Genomic DNA, 17,988 nt, shown 5'->3' on the forward strand with positions numbered 1-17,988 from the left:
CTCCCGGGTGCAGCCGCCTATCTAGAGGCCGGCGTCGTGCGGCGCCAGTGCTCAAGCTGATCCAGGACGTCGTTCACCAGCTGGTCCTGGGTCAGTCCTGTGACGTCGCGCCGGGAATTGCGGGGCTCGACGCGGGCGACCAGCCGCCACTCGCGCGTTCGCCGGCCGTCCGGCGCCTCCAGCAGCGAATAGGCCGGCAGCGGGCGCGCCTCCGGCGCCAGCCGATAGACGAAGCGCCACGGCGTCTCGCCGACCGAAAGCGCCGCCTCGTCCTCAGCGAAGTCGACCTGCAGCCCGCCGAGCCCCTCGGCCTCGAGGGCGGCGTTGACGGCCCGCAAGGCCGGCGCGCCGTGGGCGGCGATCTGGCGCTCGATCTCGCCCTTCCGCGGCGGCGCAAGGATCTGCGAGAGGCGCACGCGCAGCGCCGGCCCCTCGGGCGCAATGGCGACCCCGGCGACGTCGGCCCGCATCTGGCGGACGAGGCCGACGCAGAGCAGCACCATGATGAAGGCGAACGGCAGGGCCGCGACAAGGGTGGCGGCCTGCAGCGCCCCCAGGCCGCCGGCCACAAGCAGCAGGGCGGCCGCGCCGCCCTCGACCGAGCACCAGTAGACCCGCTGCCAGCGCGGCGTCTCCTCGGCGCCCCCGAGGCGATGGTGTCGATCACCAGCGAGCCGGAGTCTGCCGACGTCACGAAGAAGACGGCCACCAGAAGCACCGCCAGGGCGGAGGTGACGCCCGCGCCGGGCAGTTGCTGGAAGAAGTAGAACAGGGCGGTGGACAGGTCGGAGGTGACGGCCTGCGAGATCGCCCCCGCCGCCCTCCCCATGTCGAGGCTGATCGCCGTTCCCGAAGACGGTCATCCAGAGGAAGGTGAAGCCGGTCGGCACCAGCAGCACGCCAATCACGAACTCGCGCACCGTCCGTCCGCGGGATATCCGCGCGATGAACATGCCCACGAACGGCGACCAGGCGATCCACCACGCCCAGTAGAAGAGCGTCCAGTCCGCCATCCAGTCCCGCGGCTCGTAGGCGTAGAGATTGAAGGTGCGGATGAAGAAGTGGTCGAGGTAGAGGCCGAAGTTCTGGACCAGCGCCTTCAACAGGAACCCCGTCGGGCCAACGGCCAGGACGAAGAGCATGAGGCAGACGGCGACGACGAGGTTCAGCTCGGACAGACGCCGGACGCCCCGGTCGAGCCCCGTCAGCACCGACACCATCGCCGCGCCCATCACGAGAGCGATCAGGCCCAGCTGCATGCCCGGACTGACCGGGAGGCCGAACAGATGCCCCAACCCGCTGTTCATCTGGGCGACGCCTAATCCAAGCGACGTCGCGATGCCGAAAACGGTGCCCCAGATGGCGAAGATGTCGACGGCGTCGCCGATCGGCCCGTGGATCCGCCGCCCCAGCAGCGGGTAGAGGCCTGACCGCAGGGTCAGCGGCAAGCCCTTGCGGTGGGCGAAGAAGGCCAAGCTCAGGCCGACGACGGCGTACACCGCCCAGGCGTGCACGCCCCAGTGGACGAAGGTGATGACCATCGCCTCGCGCGCCGCGGCGAAGGTGCGCGGCGCAGCCTCCGGCGGCGCGGCATAGTGCTGAACCGGCTCGGCGACGGCGAAATACATCAGGCCGATGCCCATGCCGGCGGCGAAGAGCATGGCCAGCCAGGACGGATAGGGAAACTCCGGCTCCGCGTCGTCGGGGCCGAGCTTGAGGCGTCCGGTCGAACTGAACGCGAGCGCCAGCACGACAAGGAGGAAGCCCGCCACGGCGGCGACGTAGAACCATCCGAAGGCGCCGATCACCCAGGCCTGGGCGGCCTGAAACACACGGTCCGAGGCGCCCGGCGCCGCGACAGCCGCGAGCAGGAGCAGCCCTACGATGAGGCTCGCGCCCCAGAACACCCGCGGGTTCATCACCGTCCTGACCATCGACCAGAAGCGTTCGGGGAAGCACGGCCGTTCCGCGGCTTTCGGACCTGCCATTCGCGCGACGCCTTGAGACGGGCGGGCGCATCGCCGACTTCTGGCGCATGAGATCGCCCGACGCCCTCGACTGGACCGCGCTCGCCGCCGAGCTGGACGCCCACGGCTGCGCCGTCGCCCCCGGCCTGCTGGACGCCGCCGAATGTGCGGAGGTAGCCGGCTGGTACGACGAGGCCGAGCGCTTCCGCAGCATCGTCGTGATGGCGCGGCACGGCTTCGGGCGCGGCGAATACCGCTACTTCCGTTACGACCTGCCGCCGCTGGTGCAGGCGCTGCGGACGGGCTTCTATCCGCAGCTGGCGGCGATCGCCAACGCCTGGAGCGTCGCGCTGGGCGAGGAGGCGCGGTTCCCCGAGGATCACGGCGGCTTCCTCGCGCGCTGCCAGGCGGCAGGTCAGACGCGGCCGACGCCGCTGCTGCTGCGCTACGGCCCCGGCGACTACAACTGCCTGCACCAGGACCTCTATGGCGAGCACGTCTTCCCGCTGCAGGTCGCGGTGCTGCTCTCCGAGCCGCGCGAAGACTTCGAAGGCGGCGAGTTCGTCCTGACCGAACAGCGGCCGCGCCTGCAGTCGCGGGCCGAGGTCGTGCCCCTCGCCCGCGGCGACGCGGTGATCTTCCCGGTCCGCCATCGCCCGGTGCGCGGAACGCGCGGCTTCTATCGCGTCAACCTGCGCCACGGGGTCAGCCGGCTACGGTCCGGCCGCCGTCACACCCTGGGCGTCATCTTCCACGACGCCGCCTGAAGGAGACCTCATGAGCTATGTCGTCACCGGCCTGTCCGAAGCCGAGTTCCAGCCCCTGTTCGGCCTTTCGGACGCCGCGCTCGCCGAACGCGGCGTGCAACGGATGACCGTGACCGCGCCGCAGGGCTTCCCGTGCCGGATCAGCCTCCAGGATCGTCCGGTTGGGGAGACCGTGCTGCTCCTGAACTATGAGCACCAGCCGGCGGACACGCCGTTCCGATCGCGGCACGCCGTGTTCGTCGGCGAGCAGGCCGGTCCGACGGCCCGCTATGTGGACGAGCTGCCGCCGGTGCTGGCGGTGCGGCCGTTCACGTCGCTGCGGGCCTTCGACACCGATGGCATGATGACCGATGGCCAGCTCGTGCCGCGCGCCGACCTGGCCGACGCGATCGCCCGGATGCTTGCGGCGCCCGGAACGGCCTACCTCCACGCCCACTATCCGGGCCGCGGCTGTTACGCGGCGCGGATCGACCGGGCGTAGCATCCTGAACCGCCGCCACTCGCACGGGTGTGAAGTGCGGCGCCGCAACCATCTTTTCGCAAGCGGGTTTCCGCCTCCGACCGACACGGAGGAGACGAGAGACTTGCACGGTTCGCTGAAGCTGGCGGGGGGTGATCACGATCCTGGGCGCGGCCGCGGCCGCCGGCCCCGCCCTGGCTCAGCCCGGGCTGACCGCCGTCGGCCATGGCGCCGCCGGCCAGGTGGCGCTGCAAAAGCCCGCCCGTGTCGCGCCGGTAAGCCTCGCCGCCCGGCAGGCGATCGCCGCCGCGCCGTTCGAGAAGCCTGCGCCGCGCAAGCTGGACCTCACCGTCCGCGCCGACGACCGCCTGCGCGACGAGGTGGAGCTCCGCCAGAAGGACGCCTGGAACGAGGACGAGGGCTTCCAGTTCAGGATGACCAAGGTCGCCTACACCCGCCGCTTCTGACCCCACGCCGCACCCGCCCGGAGGCCGCATGATCCACTCGTTCCTGATCGGCCTCGTGACAGGCGCGCGCTCGATGACGCCCCTGTCAGCAATCAGTCTCGCCGCCCGCGCGGGCGCCTGCCGCGCGACAGCGGCGCGCCGGACATCCTGAGCTCGCCGGTCGGCGTGGCGGGCAGCTTCGCCCTCGCCGTGGGCGAGATCATGGGCGACAAGATCAAGTCCGCGCCCGACCGGATCGTCACCGCCGGCATGGCCGCGCGGCTGGCCACGGGCGGCCTGGCCGGAGCCGCCCTCGCCCCGCACGCGCGGCGGGGGCTCGGCGCCGCCCTGGGCGCGGCCGGCGCAGTCGTCGGCGCCCACCTCACCTTCCGCCTACGCATGGCGGCGCTGCGCCGCTTCGGCCAGACGCCCAGCGGACTGGTGGAGGACGCGCTGGCCGGCGCGGCCGCCGGCTGGGTGATCGACCACGCCCGCCGCACGCAACCTCTCCATCCGGCGTAGCCCGCCGCCCCTTCCTGCTGACAGCGTGGTGTCAGCAGCGCTGCGGCCTCCCGTCGCGGGCGGACTATGTTCGCCTTGCGTTCCTGTGTTATCGGTGACTCGCGTTACCTACATTCAGCGGTCTCGCCGCAGGGTCCGTCCGAGCCGTTCTTCGGCAGGACCTTCCGCGGCGCTTTGCGTGTTTCCGGGACAGAATGGCCGACAATCAGAACTCCATCCGCGTGCGGGGCGCGCGCGAGCACAATCTGAAGGACGTGAGCGTCGACATCCCGCGCGGCGAGCTGGTGGTGATCACCGGCCTGTCGGGCTCGGGGAAGAGCTCGCTGGCGTTCGACACCATCTATGCCGAGGGGCAGCGGCGCTATGTCGAGAGCCTGTCGGCCTACGCGCGCCAGTTCCTGGAGCTGATGAGCAAGCCGGACGTGGACCTGATCGAGGGCCTGTCGCCGGCGATCTCCATCGAGCAGAAGACCACCAGCCGCAACCCCCGCTCGACCGTGGGCACGGTCACCGAGATCCACGACTACATGCGCCTGCTGTGGGCGCGGGTGGGCGTTCCCTACTCGCCGGCCACCGGCCTGCCGATCGAGAGCCAGACGGTCAGCCAGATGGTCGACAAGCTGGCCGCCGTCGACGAGGGCACGCGTCTGTATCTGCTGGCCCCCGTGGTGCGTGGCCGCAAGGGCGAGTACCGCAAGGAAATCGCCGAGTGGCAGAAGGCCGGCTTCCAGCGGCTGAAGATCGACGGCGAGTTCTACCCGATCGAGGATGCGCCTGCCCTCGACAAGAAGTTCAAGCACGACATCGACGTGGTGGTGGACCGGCTGGTCGCCAAGCCCGGCCTGGAAAGCCGCTACGCCGACAGCCTGGAGACGGCGCTGCGCCTGGCGGACGGGATCGCCGTCGCCGAGTGGGCCGATGTGGCGGAGGGCGAGAAGGAGCCGAGGCGGCTGATCTTCTCGGAAAAGTTCGCCTGCCCGGTCTCGGGCTTCACGATCAGCGAGATCGAGCCTCGGCTGTTCTCGTTCAACAATCCCTACGGCGCCTGCCCCGTCTGCGACGGCCTGGGCGCGAAACTGGCGTTCGACGCCGACCTCGTCGTGCCGGACAAGGACAAGACCCTGCACAAGGGCGCGATCTCGCCCTGGGCCAAGGGCCCCTCGCCGCTCTACACCCAGACCCTGCAGGCGCTCTCGCGCCACTACGGCTTCTCGATGGACGAGCCCTGGTGGAAGCTGCCGGAGACGGCGCGCCAGGTCGTGATGCACGGCTCGGGCGAAGAGAAGATCCGCTTCGTCTACGACGACAACGCCCGCAAGTACGAGGTCAACAAGACCTTCGAAGGCGTGCTTCCGAACCTCGAGCGGCGCTGGCGCGAGACCGACAGCTCGTGGGTGCGCGAGGAGCTGGGCCGCTACCAGTCGGAAACGCCGTGCGAGGCCTGCAACGGCTATCGCCTGAAGCCCGAGGCGCTGGCGGTGAAGATCGGCGGCAAGCACATCGGCGAGGTCTCGACCCTGTCGATCAAGCACGCCGGCGAGTGGTTCGAGGCGCTGGGCGCCCAGCTCACCGACAAGCAGATGGAGATCGCCCGGCGGATCCTAAAGGAGATCAACGACCGGCTGCGGTTCCTGGTGAACGTCGGTCTCGACTACCTGAACCTGTCGCGCGGCTCGGGCACGCTCTCAGGGGGTGAGAGCCAGCGCATCCGGCTGGCGAGCCAGATCGGCTCGGGCCTCACGGGCGTGCTCTACGTCCTGGACGAGCCGTCCATCGGCCTGCACCAGCGCGACAACACCCGCCTGCTGACCTCGCTGAAGGGGCTGCGGGACCTCGGGAACTCGGTGCTGGTGGTGGAGCACGACGAGGAGGCCATCCTCACCGCCGACTACGTCATCGACATGGGTCCGGCGGCCGGCGTCCATGGCGGCGAGATCATCGCCCAGGGCACCCCGCAGGAGGTGATCGCCAATCCGAAGAGCATCACCGGCCAGTACCTATCGGGCGTCCGCGAGATCGCCGTGCCCGACGAGCGGCGGCCGTTCTCCAAGAAGAAGATGCTGCGCGTCATCGGCGCCCAGGGGAACAACCTGAAGGGCATCACCGGCGAGATCCCAATCGGGACGTTCACCTGCATCACCGGGGTCTCGGGGGGCGGCAAGTCCACCTTCACGATCGAGACCCTGTACAAGGCGGCCGCGCGCCGGCTGCACAACGCCTCGGACGCGCCGGCGCCGCACGAGCGCATCGAGGGCCTGGAGCACTTCGACAAGGTCATCGACATCGACCAGAGCCCGATCGGGCGCACGCCGCGGTCGAACCCGGCCACCTACACCGGCGCCTTCCAGCCAATCCGCGACTGGTTCGCCGGCCTGCCGGAGGCGAAGGCGCGCGGCTACGGGCCGGGGCGCTTCTCGTTCAACGTGAAGGGCGGCCGCTGCGAGGCCTGCCAGGGCGACGGCCTGATCAAGATCGAGATGCACTTCCTGCCCGACGTGTACGTCACCTGCGATGTCTGCCACGGCCGCCGGTACAACCGCGAGACCCTGGAGGTGATGTTCAAGGGCAAGAACATCGCCGACGTGCTGGACATGACCGTCGAGGAGGCGGCCGACTTCTTCAAGGCGGTGCCGCCGATCCGCGAGAAGATGGAGACCCTGAAGCGCGTGGGCCTCGGCTACGTGAAGGTTGGCCAGCAGGCGACGACCCTGTCGGGCGGCGAGGCCCAGCGGGTGAAGCTGTCGAAGGAGCTGTCCCGGCGGGCGACGGGCAAGACGCTCTACATCCTCGACGAGCCCACCACGGGCCTGCACTTCGAGGATACGAAGAAGCTGCTGGAGGTGCTCCACGAACTGGCGGACCAGGGCAACACTGTGGTCGTGATCGAGCACAACCTCGACGTGGTGAAGACCGCCGACTGGATCGTCGACTTCGGCCCCGAGGGCGGCGACGGCGGCGGCGAGATCGTCGCCCAGGGCAGCCCGGAGGACGTGGCGGCCAACGAGCGCTCCTGGACGGGACGGTATCTCGCCGAGCTGCTGGAGCGGCACCGCGAACGCAAGGGCGCCCGGAAGAAGAAGCTGGTGGGGGCGTGAGCTAGTCCCTCCTCTTTAGCGGAGGGACAGGCCGCGCAGCGGCCAGGGTGGGGGAATCTGGAATGGTCACGGCGCCGACGGCGAGAGCCCGCCAACTGCGCAACAACATGACCGAGCCTGAGGTCTTCCTGTGGGCACGGCTCAAGCGCCTGGATGAGCGCGGCTATCGCTTCCGCCGGCAGCGGCCCTTCAGGGAATATTACCTGGACTTTGTCTGCATCGACCGGATGCTGGTGGTGGAGGTTGACGGAGGCCAGCACAACGAACCGCTGCAGGTCGAACACGGCGCCGTTCGTGATGCCCAACTGCGGCGCGCCGGCTATGAAGTTGCGCTTCGCCAACTCCGAAGTTCGTCACGAGATCGATCGAGTGATGGACATCATCATCCGGGCGCTCGAAGCTCGGCCCTCGCGGTTCGGCAGGGGCGCGGACACATCAGGCGTCGGAGCCTGAACGAGGTCCCCCCCACCCTGACCGCCTTCGGCGGTCTGTCCCTCCCCTGAAGAGGAGGGACTCAGAGGGGGAAACCTGTTCATGAAGCTCTTTGGCGCGCCGATGCCGGCGCCGAATCCACGGCGGGTGCGGATCTTCCTGGCGGAGAAGGGCATCGACCTGCCCGAGACGCCGGTGGACATGCGCCAGCGGGAACACAAGAGCCCGGAGCATCGGGCGCGGAACAGCCTGGGCCAGGTGCCGACGCTGGAGCTGGACGACGGGACCTGCATCTCGGAGACGGTCTCGATCTGCCGCTACTTCGAGGAGATCCAGCCCGACCCGCCGCTGTTCGGCCGGACGCCGGTCGAGAAGGCGCTGGTGGACATGTGGGTGCGGCGCACCGAGTTCACGGTCATGATGCCGGTGGGCAATTTCTGGCGGCATGCGCATCCGTTCACCGCCAAGCTGCTGACCCAGTTCCAGGACTTCGGCGAGAGCAACCGCGAGACCTACGCGGGCGCCCAGCGCTGGCTGGACAAGGAGCTGGCCGAGCGGCCGTTCCTGGCCGGCGACAGCTTTACGATGGCCGACATCTGCCTGCTGACGACGGTGGACTTCGCCGACTGGATCGGCCTGCCCCTCACGGACGAGGCGAAGAACCTGAAGGCCTGGCGCGAACGCGTCTCGGAGCGGCCCAGCGCCCGGGCCTAGTCCGGCCGGCCGTGCGTCAGCGCCCGGTAGGCATAGGCTCCGGGCGCGGCGATCACGGCATACCAGAAGGCGCTGAAGAGGCTGGAGACGGCCATGTAGGCGACGCGGAGCGGCTGGAAATAGGCCGCCAGCGAAGGCTCCTCCGGGATGGCGAAGATCTGCAGGATGTCCTGGAAGCTGCCCCCCGTGACCATCACGGCGATCCCGGCGGCCGGCAGGAACAGCAGGATCGCCATCACGAAGGCCAGGATCACCAGCGCGATCATGAGGACATAGGCGCCGGTCAGCCGCCAGAACTGGCCGCGCGTGACGTTCCACGAATCGAACAGGGCGAGCCTGTCCCGGTCGAACGTGATCACGGGCGCAAGCGAGAGCCGGACCGCCAGGAAGATCACCAGCGAGGCCGCGCCCAGCCACAGCAGCAGGCTCATCACCACGGCCACGCCCTGGCCCAGGGCGCCGGCCACCAGCATCAGGACCACGCCAACCAGGGTGATCGCAGCCATCAGGAGCGCGAACAGCACGACGTAGATGAGCGTCAGCGCCATGAGCCGGAACTCGGCCGGGCCGATGCGGAACAGGCGAATGGAGCCGGTCTGGCCGCGCAGCAGGATGCGGTAGATCGCCGTCGCCATCATCGACTGGATCAGCAGCCCCAGCAGCAGCAGCGGCGACAGGATGGCGAGCGCCTCGAGCAGATCCCCCATGGGGAGCGTCTCTTCGCTGCCGAGGGCGGCCAGCGCCTCACGGGCGCGGTCGGGCATGTTCACCTCGATGAACACCTGTAGCACGCCGACGAGGAACATGAAGACAGCGGCGGCCAACAGCTTCCGCGGCCGCTCCCTGGTGATCCGAAACCCTTCGAGCGCCGCGTCGGTCGGCGAAAACCCAGCCATTCTCGTCCCTTGGCCCGTCGGCTTGATGCCGATTCGGGCCGCCCCTCATCCTGCGCAAAGTGCTTGCGAGGCCCGGCCGACGCAAGGCCCCGCTCGCGGTCGGCGGCGTTCGTTGCTAGGGAACCGGCCATGTCGATGAACCCTATCCATGTCGTGGGCGGCGGCCTCGCCGGCTCGGAAGCCGCCTGGCAGATCGCCGAGGCCGGCGTGCCCGTGGTGCTGCACGAGATGCGGCCCGTGCGCGGCACCGACGCCCACCATACCGACAAGTTCGCGGAACTCGTCTGCTCCAACTCGTTCCGGGCGGACGACTGGACGGGCAATGCGGTGGGTCTTCTGCATCACGAGATGCGGCGGCTGGGCTCGATCATCATGGCGGCGGGCGACGCTCACCAGGTCCCGGCCGGCGGCGCGCTGGCGGTGGACCGGGAAGGCTTTTCCGCCGCGGTGACTGCGAAGCTGGAAGGCCACCCGCTCGTGACCATCGCGCGCGAGGAGATCGCCGGCCTGCCGCCCGCCGACTGGAACAGCGTGATCGTGGCCACCGGCCCCCTCACCTCACCGGCGCTGGCCCAGGCGATCCTCGACCTGACGGGCGAGGACCAGCTGTCGTTCTTCGACGCCATCGCGCCCATTGTGAACTTCGACAGCGTCGACATGGACGTGGCCTGGCGACAGTCGCGCTACGACAAGGTCGGGCCCGGCGGCGACGCGGCGGCCTACATCAACTGTCCGATGGACCAGGCGCAGTACGAGGCGTTCATCGACGCCCTGCTGGCGGCGCCGAAGTCGGAGTTCAAGGACTGGGAGCACGTGCCCTATTTCGACGGCTGCCTACCGATCGAGGTGATGGCCGAGCGGGGTCGCGAAACCCTGCGTCACGGACCGATGAAGCCGGTCGGCCTCACCAACGCGCACAATCCCGAGGTGAAGCCCTACGCCGTCGTGCAGCTGCGCCAGGACAATGCGCTGGGCACGTTGTGGAACATGGTGGGCTTCCAGACCAAGCTGAAGCACGGCGCCCAGACCGAGGTCTTCCGGATGATCCCGGGCCTGGAGAAGGCGGTGTTCGCCCGGCTCGGCGGCCTGCACCGCAACACGTTCATCAACAGCCCACGCCTGCTGGACCGAACGCTGCGCCTGAAGGCGCAGCCGCGCCTGCGGTTCGCCGGCCAGGTGACGGGCGTCGAGGGCTACGTCGAGAGCGCCGCAGTGGGCCTGCTGGCCGGCCGCTTCGCCGCCGCCGAACGCCTGGGCCAGGCCGCCGTCCCGCCGCCGGAGACGACCGCCCTGGGCGGCCTGATCGGCCACATCACCGGCGGACACCTGGAGGGCGGCAAGGGGTCGTTCCAGCCGATGAACATCAACTACGGCCTGATCCCGCCGATCGCGCCGCCGAAGCGCGACGCCGAGGGGCGTCGGCTGGGGGCGAAGGAGAAGACGCGGCTCAAGAAGCAGCTGGTCGGCGAGCGGGCGCTGGCCGACCTCGAAGCGTGGCGGGACGGCGCTCCGGCGCTTGCTGCCGAGTAGCTAGATCCGCCCTCGCGCCACGGCCCAGATCAGGCGCAGGCGGTCGAGCACCGGCGCGCCACGCCGGACGGCCAGCGCCGCGTGGGCGGCGGCGGGGAAGGCCCGGGCGTCCAGAGACCGCACCGCCTCGCGCGCGCCCATCAGCGTCTTTTCGGCCGTCGCCGCCAGCGCTGGCGCGTCCGCGGCGCGGCGCGACATGGCCCAGGCGGTTCCGGCGGCTCTCGCGGGACCGACGTCGGCTCCGGGCGCCAGGATCAGGGCGGCGAGTTCGGCGGCGCGGCCCCCGGTGTCCCTTGCCCACGCAAGAGCTTCCGGCGGGTCCATCGGCGCAGCGTCGAGTTCGCGATAGCGGGCGTCGATCATCGCTTCCAGGGGCTCCCGCGGGAGGCCGCGGCGACGCACGACGTCGGCAAGCGCCTGGGCGGTGGGATGCAGGCGCACCGGGCGGCCGTCGAACGCCTCGTCCAGCATCTCGCGCCACCAGGTCAGCCGGATCTCGCCCAGCAGGGAATTGGACGCCACCTTTGGCGCACGCGCCAGTTCGTAGTCGTAGGCGTAGATGGCGACCACCTCGGCCCGCGCCTGCGCGTCTCCGATGAACCGGCTGGACAGCCAGCGGTCGGGGTCGGTGCGGCGGATGAGGTCGTCGAGGTCGCTGGTCATCGGCAGAGGGGTTCGGCGCAAAGAAAAAGGCCCGCCGGTCGGGCGGGCCTTCTCGCAGAGTTGGGCTCCGGCGTCAGCCGAAGATCGTCTGGTTCATGGTCATGGTCACCAGCATCGGCACCGACAGCAGGGTGTTGATGCGGCTGAACAGCATGGCCTTGCGCCCGGCGGCGGCCTTGGCGTCGGCGTCGCCCTCGACGATGCCGAGCGCGATCTTCTGGGCCGGCCAGATGAAGGCCCAGACGTTGAAGAACATGATGGTCGCCAGCCACATGCCGAGACCGATGAAGGTGTGCTGCGGCACCTGGAAGCCGTCGAGGGCGCCCAGCGTGAAGGCCTCCAGCAGGAAGCCGCGGTTCCAGGCCAGGATCACGCCCATGACCCAGGTGGCCAGGGCCGCCCAGCGGAACCAGAACAGCGCCTCGGGGGCGATGTACTTGGAGACCGCCGGCTTCAGCTCGGCGGGGATTTCCGGCATTTTCCGGATCTGGACGAAGTTGAAGTAGTACAGCAGGCCGATCCACAGGATGCCGAACAGCGTGTGCAGCCAGCGGAAGACGCCCTGCCAGAAGATCTGGTCCCAGGCGGCGTTGTGCATGCCGTAACCGGCGACGATCACCAGCGCGAGCAGGAAGCTCACGATCAGCGTGTTGCGGAGATTGGCGAGAAGTCCAGCCATCTTAAGCCCCTCAGAATCCTACCCTTGGCCCACTCGTATAGGGCGTTTCGCCGCAGGCCGAAAGGCAGCGCTTCGCCGGCTCAGACGGCGATGAGGGCCGCAGCCAGCCGGCGACCCTCGGCGGTGAGCACGTTGTAGAGCCGCGCGGCCGCCGGCGTGTCCATGAACTCGAGACCGATTCCGGCGCGCAGCAAGGCGTCCCTCACCTCCCGCGGCGGCTGGGCGTTGCGGACGCCGACGCCCAGCAGGACGAACTCCACCTCGGAGCGGCCCGCCTCCAGCACCGGCGCGAGCGACTCCAGCGTCAGCTCCGAAAGGCTGGCTACGGGCCAGCTCCGCGCCTCGTCGCCGAGGATCAGGACCGAGCCCTCGTGCCGCTCGCCGGCGAGGCGGAAGCCGCCGTCGCCATAGGCGTCCACCGAAGGGGCGTTGCGGGCCACGGCCTGAGGCTCAGACGCGGACGTCGGCGGGCTTCAGCGGCTCGGCCTCTTCCTGGCCGCGCTTGACCCCGAACAGCAGCAGGACCGGGGCGGCCACGTAGATCGACGAGTAGGTGCCGATGACGATGCCGAAGATCAGCACCAGCGACATGTCGAAGAGGGTGGCCCCGCCGAACACCGCCAGGCCGGTCAGGGCCAGGACCGCGGTGACGCCGGTGATGACCGTCCGCGACAAGGTCTCGTTGATCGACAGGTCGATGATCTCGCGCAGCGGCATCTTCTTGTACTTCCGCAGGTTCTCGCGGAGGCGGTCGAAGACCACGACAGTATCGTTCATCGAATAGCCGATGACCGTGAGCACGGCGGCCACGGTGTTCAGGCTGAACTCGAGCCGGAAGAAGGCGATGATGCCGAAGGTGAGGATCACGTCGTGGAACAGGGCCACGACGGCGCCGATGCCGAACTGCAGTTCGAACCGGAACCAGATGTAGACCATCATCAGCAGGATCGCGAGACCCAGCGCCATCAGGCCGCTCTGGAAGAGCTCGCCCGAGACCTTTGCGCCGATGACGTTCGGCGCCTCGAAGGTCACCTGGCCCAGCGACTGGGTCAGGGCGCCGCGGACCTGCTCGGCGACCTGGTCGCTATCGGCGCCCGCCGGCGGCTGGTAGCGCACCATGGCCTTCGTGCCGTCGCCCACGCCCTGCACCTGCGGATCGCCCACAGGCTGGGCGCTGAGCGCCGCGCGGGCCGCGGCGAGGTCGACCTGCCTGGGCGCCGTCGACAGCTCGATCATCGTGCCGCCGGTGAAGTCGATGCCGCAGTTCAGGCCGCCGCACGGCGGCTCGAATGGGAACAGGGCGCGTCCCAGCGAGGCAAGGACGCCGACGATGGAAATCACCGCCGCCAGTCTCGCGAAACGGACGAACTGGAAGTTCGTCTTGATCGGAAGCAGCTTGATCAGGGGCCACATGGCGGAAGGCCCTCCTTACGCGATCGGCAGGGTCTTCGGCCGCGTGGCGCGGAGCCACAGGGCCAGCAGAACCTGGGTGATGAGGACGGCGGTGAACACCGAGGTGACGACGCCAATGGACAGCGTCCAGGCGAAGCCCTTCACCGGACCCGCGCCGAACTGGAACATCAGCAGGGCGGCGAGCAGCGTGGTGAGGTTGGCGTCGATGATGGTGCTCATGGCGCGCGAGAAGCCCGCGTCCATGGCGCTGATCACCGAGCGGCCGGCGCGGATCTCGTCGCGCATGCGCTCGTAGATCAGCACGTTGGCGTCGACCGCGACGGCGAGGGTCAGGATGAGACCGGCGATGCCCGGCAAGGTCAGGGTGGCCTGGGTGACGCTCATGGCGGCGATGATCAGCAGGCCGTTGATGACCAGGGCGATCACCGAGATGCCGCCGAACAGGAGGCCATAGGCCAGGATCATGAACACGACGATCGCGACGGACGCCACGATCGTGGAGACCTGGCCCGCCTTGATGGCGTCGGCGCCGAGTTCGGCGCTGACGGTCTGCTGCTGCTCGACGGTGAGCGGCGCGGGAAGCGCGCCGGCGCGCAGCAGGATGGCCAGATTGTTCGCCGATTCCGCGGTGAAGTTGCCCTCGATGTAGCCGGAACCGCCGGTGATCGCCGAGTTGATGACCGGCGCCGAGATCACCTTCTTGTCGAGGACGATGGCGAACCGCCTGCCGATGTTCTGGGTCGTGGCGTCGCCGAAGCGCCGCGCGCCCTGGCCGTTGAAGCGGAACTCGACGATCGGGCGGGCCGTCTGCGGGTGGTAGCCCTGGTTGGCGGTGGTCAGCATCTCGCCGGTGACGACCGCGCGGCGCTTCACGACGATCGGCTGGCCGTTCTCGTCCGGCAGCACTTCCGAGCCCGGCGGCACCCGTCCGGCGACGGCCTCGGCCACGTCCGCCGATTCGTCGACCATCTGGAAGGTGAGCTTGGCGGTCTGGCCGATCACCTCCTTCAGACGCTCGGGATCGCTTTCCCCCGGCGCCTGGACCACGATGCGGTCGACGCCCTGACGGACGATGACCGGCTCGCGGGTGCCCAGCTCGTCGATCCGGCGGCGGATGATCTCGATGGACTGCTCGACCGCCCGACGCGCCTCGGCCTCCATGGCGTCGGCCGAGAACGACATGCGGATCCGCTGGTCGGGAGCGGTGGAGACGGTGATGTCACGACCGCCCGCCGCGCCCTGCAACGGCGCGCCCAGGGTATTGCGCAGCAGGCGGACGGCCTCCCTGCACCTGGCCCGGGTTGGTGATCCGCACGCTCACCACGCCGCCGGAGGCGCCGAGGTCGGTGAACGGGATCTGCGCCTCGCGGAGCTGCGTACGCGTGTCCTCGACGGTGTTCGTCACGCGCTCGGTGCGCAGTGCGGCCGTGTTGACCTCCAGCAGGAGGTAGGAGCCCCCCTGGAGGTCGAGGCCGAGGTTCAGGGTCTGCTTCGGGAAGAAGCCCGGCAGGCCCGCCCGCGTCTGCTCCGGGATCAGGTTCGGCAGCGAGAACAGCACGCCGAAGATCACCGTGAGGGCGACGAGGACGACCTTCCAGCGGGAGAGGGTCAGCATCGAGGGGCGGCTTCTCGGCTCAGGCTTTGGCGTCGTTGGCGGCAGCCGGCTCGCCGCGGGAACTGACGTCGGCGATCATGGCCTTCACCACCTTCACGGTCACGCCCGGCGCGATCTCGAGGCCGACTTCCTTGTCCTCGACGCGCACGATCTTGCCCTTCATGCCGGACGACAGGACGACGTTGTCGCCGCGCTTCAGGGCGCCCAGCATCGCCTGGTGCTGCTTCATCCGCTTCTGCTGCGGGCGGATCATCAGGAAGTAGAACAGGACGACGAGCGCGATCAGCGGCAGGAACTGGACCAGCATGGCGCTGGGGTCGCCCGCGCCGCCGGCGGCGGTCTGGGCGTAGGCAGGCGTGGCGAACATGGCCTCTCCGGATTGCGGGGGACGCCACTGTGCCAGGGCGCCCGTTCGTAAAGTCGGCGGAAGCTATGCGGAGCGTCCCGCTTTTGCAATGGAACCTGCGGGCGGCTAAGCCTCGCGGCCATGGACGCCGAGCTGAAGCCCCTGCTGGACCGCATCGCCCAGGCCCTGGAACGCCTGGCGCCCCCTGCCCGCGCCGAGGCGGCCTTCGAGGGCGCGCGCCTCTTCCGGCACGACCCGGCGACGGGCGGATTCCATCCGGCGCCCGACTATCCGTTGGCGCTGGAGAGCCTCGTCGGCATCGAGCGGCAGAAGGGCAAGGTGGTCGAGAACCTGCGCCGCTTCGCCACGGGCCTGCCCTACAACCACGTGCTCCTGTGGGGCGTTCGCGGGACCGGCAAGAGCTCGATCGCCAAGGCCGCGTTCATGGCGGTGGCGGCGGATCACGCGGAGCTGAAGCTGGTGGAGGTGGATCGCGACCAGGTCACCGCCCTGCCCGCCCTGTTCGACGACCTTCGGGCCCGGCCCGAGCGGTTCGTGGTGCTGTGCGACGACCTGTCGTTCGAGGAAGGGGCGGCAGCGGCCAAGGCGCTGAAGTCAGCGCTGGAGGGCGGCGTGTCGGGCCCGCCGGCCAATGTGCTGTTCGTCGCCACCTCCAACCGCCGGCACCTGATGCCGCGGGGCCATCAGGAAGACCGTGGCCTGGTCGCCGCCCACGAGGACGCCGAGGAGGAGGTCAGCGTCTCGGATCGCTTCGGCCTGTGGATCGGCTTTCCGCCGATGGACCAGGCAACCTATCTGGCCGCCGTGCAAGGCTATGCCGCGCGCTACGGGCTGCATGTGGAGGACCTGGACCGGCGGGCCCCTGCAGTGGGCGCAGATGCGCGGGGGCCGGTCCGGCCGCGTGGCCTGGCAATTCATCCGCGACCTGGCGGGGGAGCTGGGCAAGCCGCTCCCCCTCTAGCCGTCAGCGCGGCAACACCAGCGCCGGGTCGATGGGCCGCGCCCGTTCTTCGGGGGTCGGCGCATAGCGGACCTCGAAGTGCAGCTGGGGCTCGGAGACGCCGCCGGAGGATCCGGCCTGGCCGATCTGCTGACCCTGGGTGACCTTCTGCTGCATCTTCACGTCGACGCGGCCGAGGTGGCCGTAGGCCGTGACCCAGCCGTCGGCGTGCTTGATGAGCACCAGATTGCCGAAGCCCGGCACCTGATCGCCGGCATAGACCACGTCGCCCGCCGCGGCGGCGCGAACCGCCTCGCCGGCGTTCACCCGGATGTTGATGCCGTCGTTGCGCTGGCTCGGGCCCTTGGGGCCGAAGCCGGACAGGATCTCGCCGCGCAGGGGCCAGATGAACCGGCCCTGCCCCAGGCTGGACACCTGGCTGTCGCTGACCGGCGGCGAGGCCACCGGCGCGCCGACGATCGGGCGATTGGCCGACGGCGCGGGCGTGCTGGCGGGCGGCGGGCTCGGACGGGGCGCGGGAACGCTGGAGGAGCCGCTCGGGCGGTAAGGCTGCGGACGGGACGGCAGCGCCGGCGGGGTCTCGGTCCGCGGCGGCGCGACGGCCGGGCCCGGCGGCGGCGTCGTGGCGCGTGGCGGCTGCGCGCCGATCGGCGGCGGCGACGCCCGCGGCGGCTCGCTGCGGACCGCCGGCGGCGCGGGCTGCGGCGCCGGCGCGTCCACCTGCACGCGGCTGGTGGTCACGGTCGGCCCCTTGTCCTTGAAGCCCTTGGGCAGCCGCAGCCTCTGGCCGGGCCGCAGCGTGGCGTTGCGGCCGAGGTCGTTCTCGTCGCGCAGCGCGTCGGCGGTGACGGTGAAGCGGCGGGCGATGCCGAACAGCGTGTCGCCCTGCTCGACCGTATAGGCCTTGGCCGTCGTCCTGGGCCCCTTCAGGTCGTCGCCCGGATGGATGACGTAGGGCTTCTTGAGCTTGTTGTCCTTGGCGAGCTGCTCGACCGTGGTGTCGAGCTTCCGAGCGATGGCCTCGAGGTTGTCGCCCTTCTTGACGGTATAGGTCGCAGCCGGGCCTTCCACGTCCACCACCCGGCCGGTGACGGTGCGGGTCGTGACGGTGCGGTAGGTCGGCGCGGGCGGCGGCGCATAGGCCGGCTGGGACGGCGCAGGAGACGGCGTCGCGGCGCGTGGCGCGGTCGGCGCAGGCGCGTCCAGCGGCCGGGACTCGACGCTCTCGCGAGCGCGGGGGATCTCCGGCGCCGGCTCGGCGTCGCGCGGGGGCGGCGCGGCCGGCGTGGTCGGCGGCGGTGGAGTGATCACCTGGGGGGCGATCGGGAAGTTCGGGCTCGCGCAGGCCGCCAGGCTCGCGCCGAGGGCGCTGGTGGCCAGGAGGATCAGGATCGGGCGCGTGGGGAAAAGCGTCATCGCCGCTCCGGGTCGGGGATAGAGAATCATCGGGGCGTGGTCGGA

15 protein-coding genes and 3 pseudogenes are annotated in these 17,988 nt (G+C 70.0%); 9 read left to right on the forward strand and 9 right to left on the reverse strand.

The window, feature by feature from the left end; all coding sequences use genetic code 11:
- Nucleotides 1-17: 17 nt before the first annotated feature.
- Nucleotides 18-1,988: pseudogene (locus LRS10_RS25320) on the reverse strand (BCCT family transporter).
- 47 nt (nt 1,989-2,035) lie between these two features.
- On the opposite strand from LRS10_RS25320, the gene LRS10_RS19030 reads away from it, so the two are divergent.
- The 7 genes from LRS10_RS19030 (at nt 2,036) to LRS10_RS19060 (ending at nt 8,403) form a co-directional block, all read left to right on the forward strand.
- Complete coding sequence (locus LRS10_RS19030) at nt 2,036-2,734, forward strand: 2OG-Fe(II) oxygenase (RefSeq protein WP_257838603.1); 699 nt, start codon at nt 2,036-2,038, stop codon at nt 2,732-2,734.
- A gap of 10 nt (nt 2,735-2,744) precedes the next feature.
- Nucleotides 2,745-3,215 carry a DUF1203 domain-containing protein gene (locus tag LRS10_RS19035; protein ID WP_257838604.1) on the forward strand — a complete coding sequence of 157 codons (471 nt, stop codon included), beginning with the start codon at nt 2,745-2,747 and terminating at the stop codon, nt 3,213-3,215.
- A 131-nt stretch (nt 3,216-3,346) separates the two neighbouring features.
- Nucleotides 3,347-3,661 (forward strand): hypothetical protein, encoded by a 315-nt coding sequence (locus tag LRS10_RS19040; RefSeq protein WP_257838605.1) that lies wholly within the window; start codon nt 3,347-3,349, stop codon nt 3,659-3,661.
- A gap of 165 nt (nt 3,662-3,826) precedes the next feature.
- On the forward strand, nt 3,827-4,162 hold the full coding sequence (locus LRS10_RS19045) for a hypothetical protein (protein WP_257838606.1): 336 nt from the start codon (nt 3,827-3,829) through the stop codon (nt 4,160-4,162).
- A 194-nt stretch (nt 4,163-4,356) separates the two neighbouring features.
- The gene (gene uvrA / locus LRS10_RS19050) at nt 4,357-7,257 is read left to right on the forward strand and encodes an excinuclease ABC subunit UvrA (protein ID WP_257838607.1); all 2,901 of its coding nucleotides are present in this window, start codon (nt 4,357-4,359) and stop codon (nt 7,255-7,257) included.
- Between the two features lie 62 nt (nt 7,258-7,319).
- Entirely contained in the window at nt 7,320-7,760 is a 441-nt protein-coding gene (locus tag LRS10_RS19055) for an endonuclease domain-containing protein (RefSeq protein WP_257838608.1), read from the forward strand.
- A 31-nt stretch (nt 7,761-7,791) separates the two neighbouring features.
- On the forward strand, nt 7,792-8,403 hold the full coding sequence (locus LRS10_RS19060; RefSeq protein WP_257838609.1) for a glutathione S-transferase family protein: 612 nt from the start codon (nt 7,792-7,794) through the stop codon (nt 8,401-8,403).
- Here the strand turns inward: LRS10_RS19060 and LRS10_RS19065 are convergent.
- The gene (locus LRS10_RS19065) at nt 8,400-9,299 is read right to left on the reverse strand and encodes a hypothetical protein (RefSeq protein ID WP_257838610.1); all 900 of its coding nucleotides are present in this window, start codon (nt 9,297-9,299) and stop codon (nt 8,400-8,402) included. The two genes, LRS10_RS19060 and LRS10_RS19065, sit on opposite strands and share 4 nt — an antisense overlap.
- 129 nt (nt 9,300-9,428) lie before the next feature.
- Between LRS10_RS19065 and trmFO the strand changes: the two genes are divergently transcribed.
- Nucleotides 9,429-10,829, forward strand: a complete 1,401-nt coding sequence (gene trmFO, locus LRS10_RS19070) for a methylenetetrahydrofolate--tRNA-(uracil(54)-C(5))-methyltransferase (FADH(2)-oxidizing) TrmFO (protein ID WP_257838611.1) — start codon at nt 9,429-9,431, stop codon at nt 10,827-10,829.
- Here the strand turns inward: trmFO and LRS10_RS19075 are convergent, their stop codons facing one another.
- The 6 genes and pseudogenes from LRS10_RS19075 to yajC all read right to left on the reverse strand — a co-directional run bounded on the left by LRS10_RS19075 (nt 10,830) and on the right by yajC (nt 15,566).
- A complete protein-coding gene (locus LRS10_RS19075; protein ID WP_257838612.1) occupies nt 10,830-11,492 on the reverse strand; it encodes a squalene/phytoene synthase family protein in 663 nt (220 codons plus the stop codon). It abuts the gene before it with no gap.
- 73 nt (nt 11,493-11,565) lie between these two features.
- Nucleotides 11,566-12,171: a urate hydroxylase PuuD gene (locus tag LRS10_RS19080; RefSeq protein ID WP_257838613.1), complete on the reverse strand. Its 606-nt coding sequence runs from the start codon at nt 12,169-12,171 to the stop codon at nt 11,566-11,568.
- 80 nt (nt 12,172-12,251) lie between these two features.
- The gene (locus tag LRS10_RS19085) at nt 12,252-12,611 is read right to left on the reverse strand and encodes an Mth938-like domain-containing protein (RefSeq protein WP_257838614.1); all 360 of its coding nucleotides are present in this window, start codon (nt 12,609-12,611) and stop codon (nt 12,252-12,254) included.
- 10 nt (nt 12,612-12,621) lie between these two features.
- Nucleotides 12,622-13,584 (reverse strand): protein translocase subunit SecF, encoded by a 963-nt coding sequence (secF, locus tag LRS10_RS19090; RefSeq protein ID WP_257838615.1) that lies wholly within the window; start codon nt 13,582-13,584, stop codon nt 12,622-12,624.
- Nucleotides 13,585-13,599: 15 nt separating this feature from the next.
- Nucleotides 13,600-15,199 (reverse strand): annotated as a pseudogene (gene secD, locus LRS10_RS19095) (protein translocase subunit SecD).
- A gap of 19 nt (nt 15,200-15,218) precedes the next feature.
- Nucleotides 15,219-15,566, reverse strand: coding sequence for a preprotein translocase subunit YajC (yajC, locus tag LRS10_RS19100; RefSeq protein ID WP_257838616.1), 348 nt, complete (start codon nt 15,564-15,566; stop codon nt 15,219-15,221).
- Nucleotides 15,567-15,686: 120 nt separating this feature from the next.
- On the opposite strand from yajC, the pseudogene LRS10_RS19105 reads away from it, so the two are divergent.
- A pseudogene (locus tag LRS10_RS19105) lies at nt 15,687-16,527 on the forward strand (ATP-binding protein).
- Nucleotides 16,528-16,530: 3 nt separating this feature from the next.
- On the opposite strand, the gene LRS10_RS19110 reads toward LRS10_RS19105, so the two are convergent.
- Nucleotides 16,531-17,943 (reverse strand): LysM peptidoglycan-binding domain-containing M23 family metallopeptidase, encoded by a 1,413-nt coding sequence (locus tag LRS10_RS19110; protein ID WP_257838617.1) that lies wholly within the window; start codon nt 17,941-17,943, stop codon nt 16,531-16,533.
- Nucleotides 17,944-17,988 lie beyond the last annotated feature (45 nt).

The organism is Phenylobacterium sp. J426 (assembly GCF_024699945.1).
GTDB lineage: Bacteria > Pseudomonadota > Alphaproteobacteria > Caulobacterales > Caulobacteraceae > Phenylobacterium.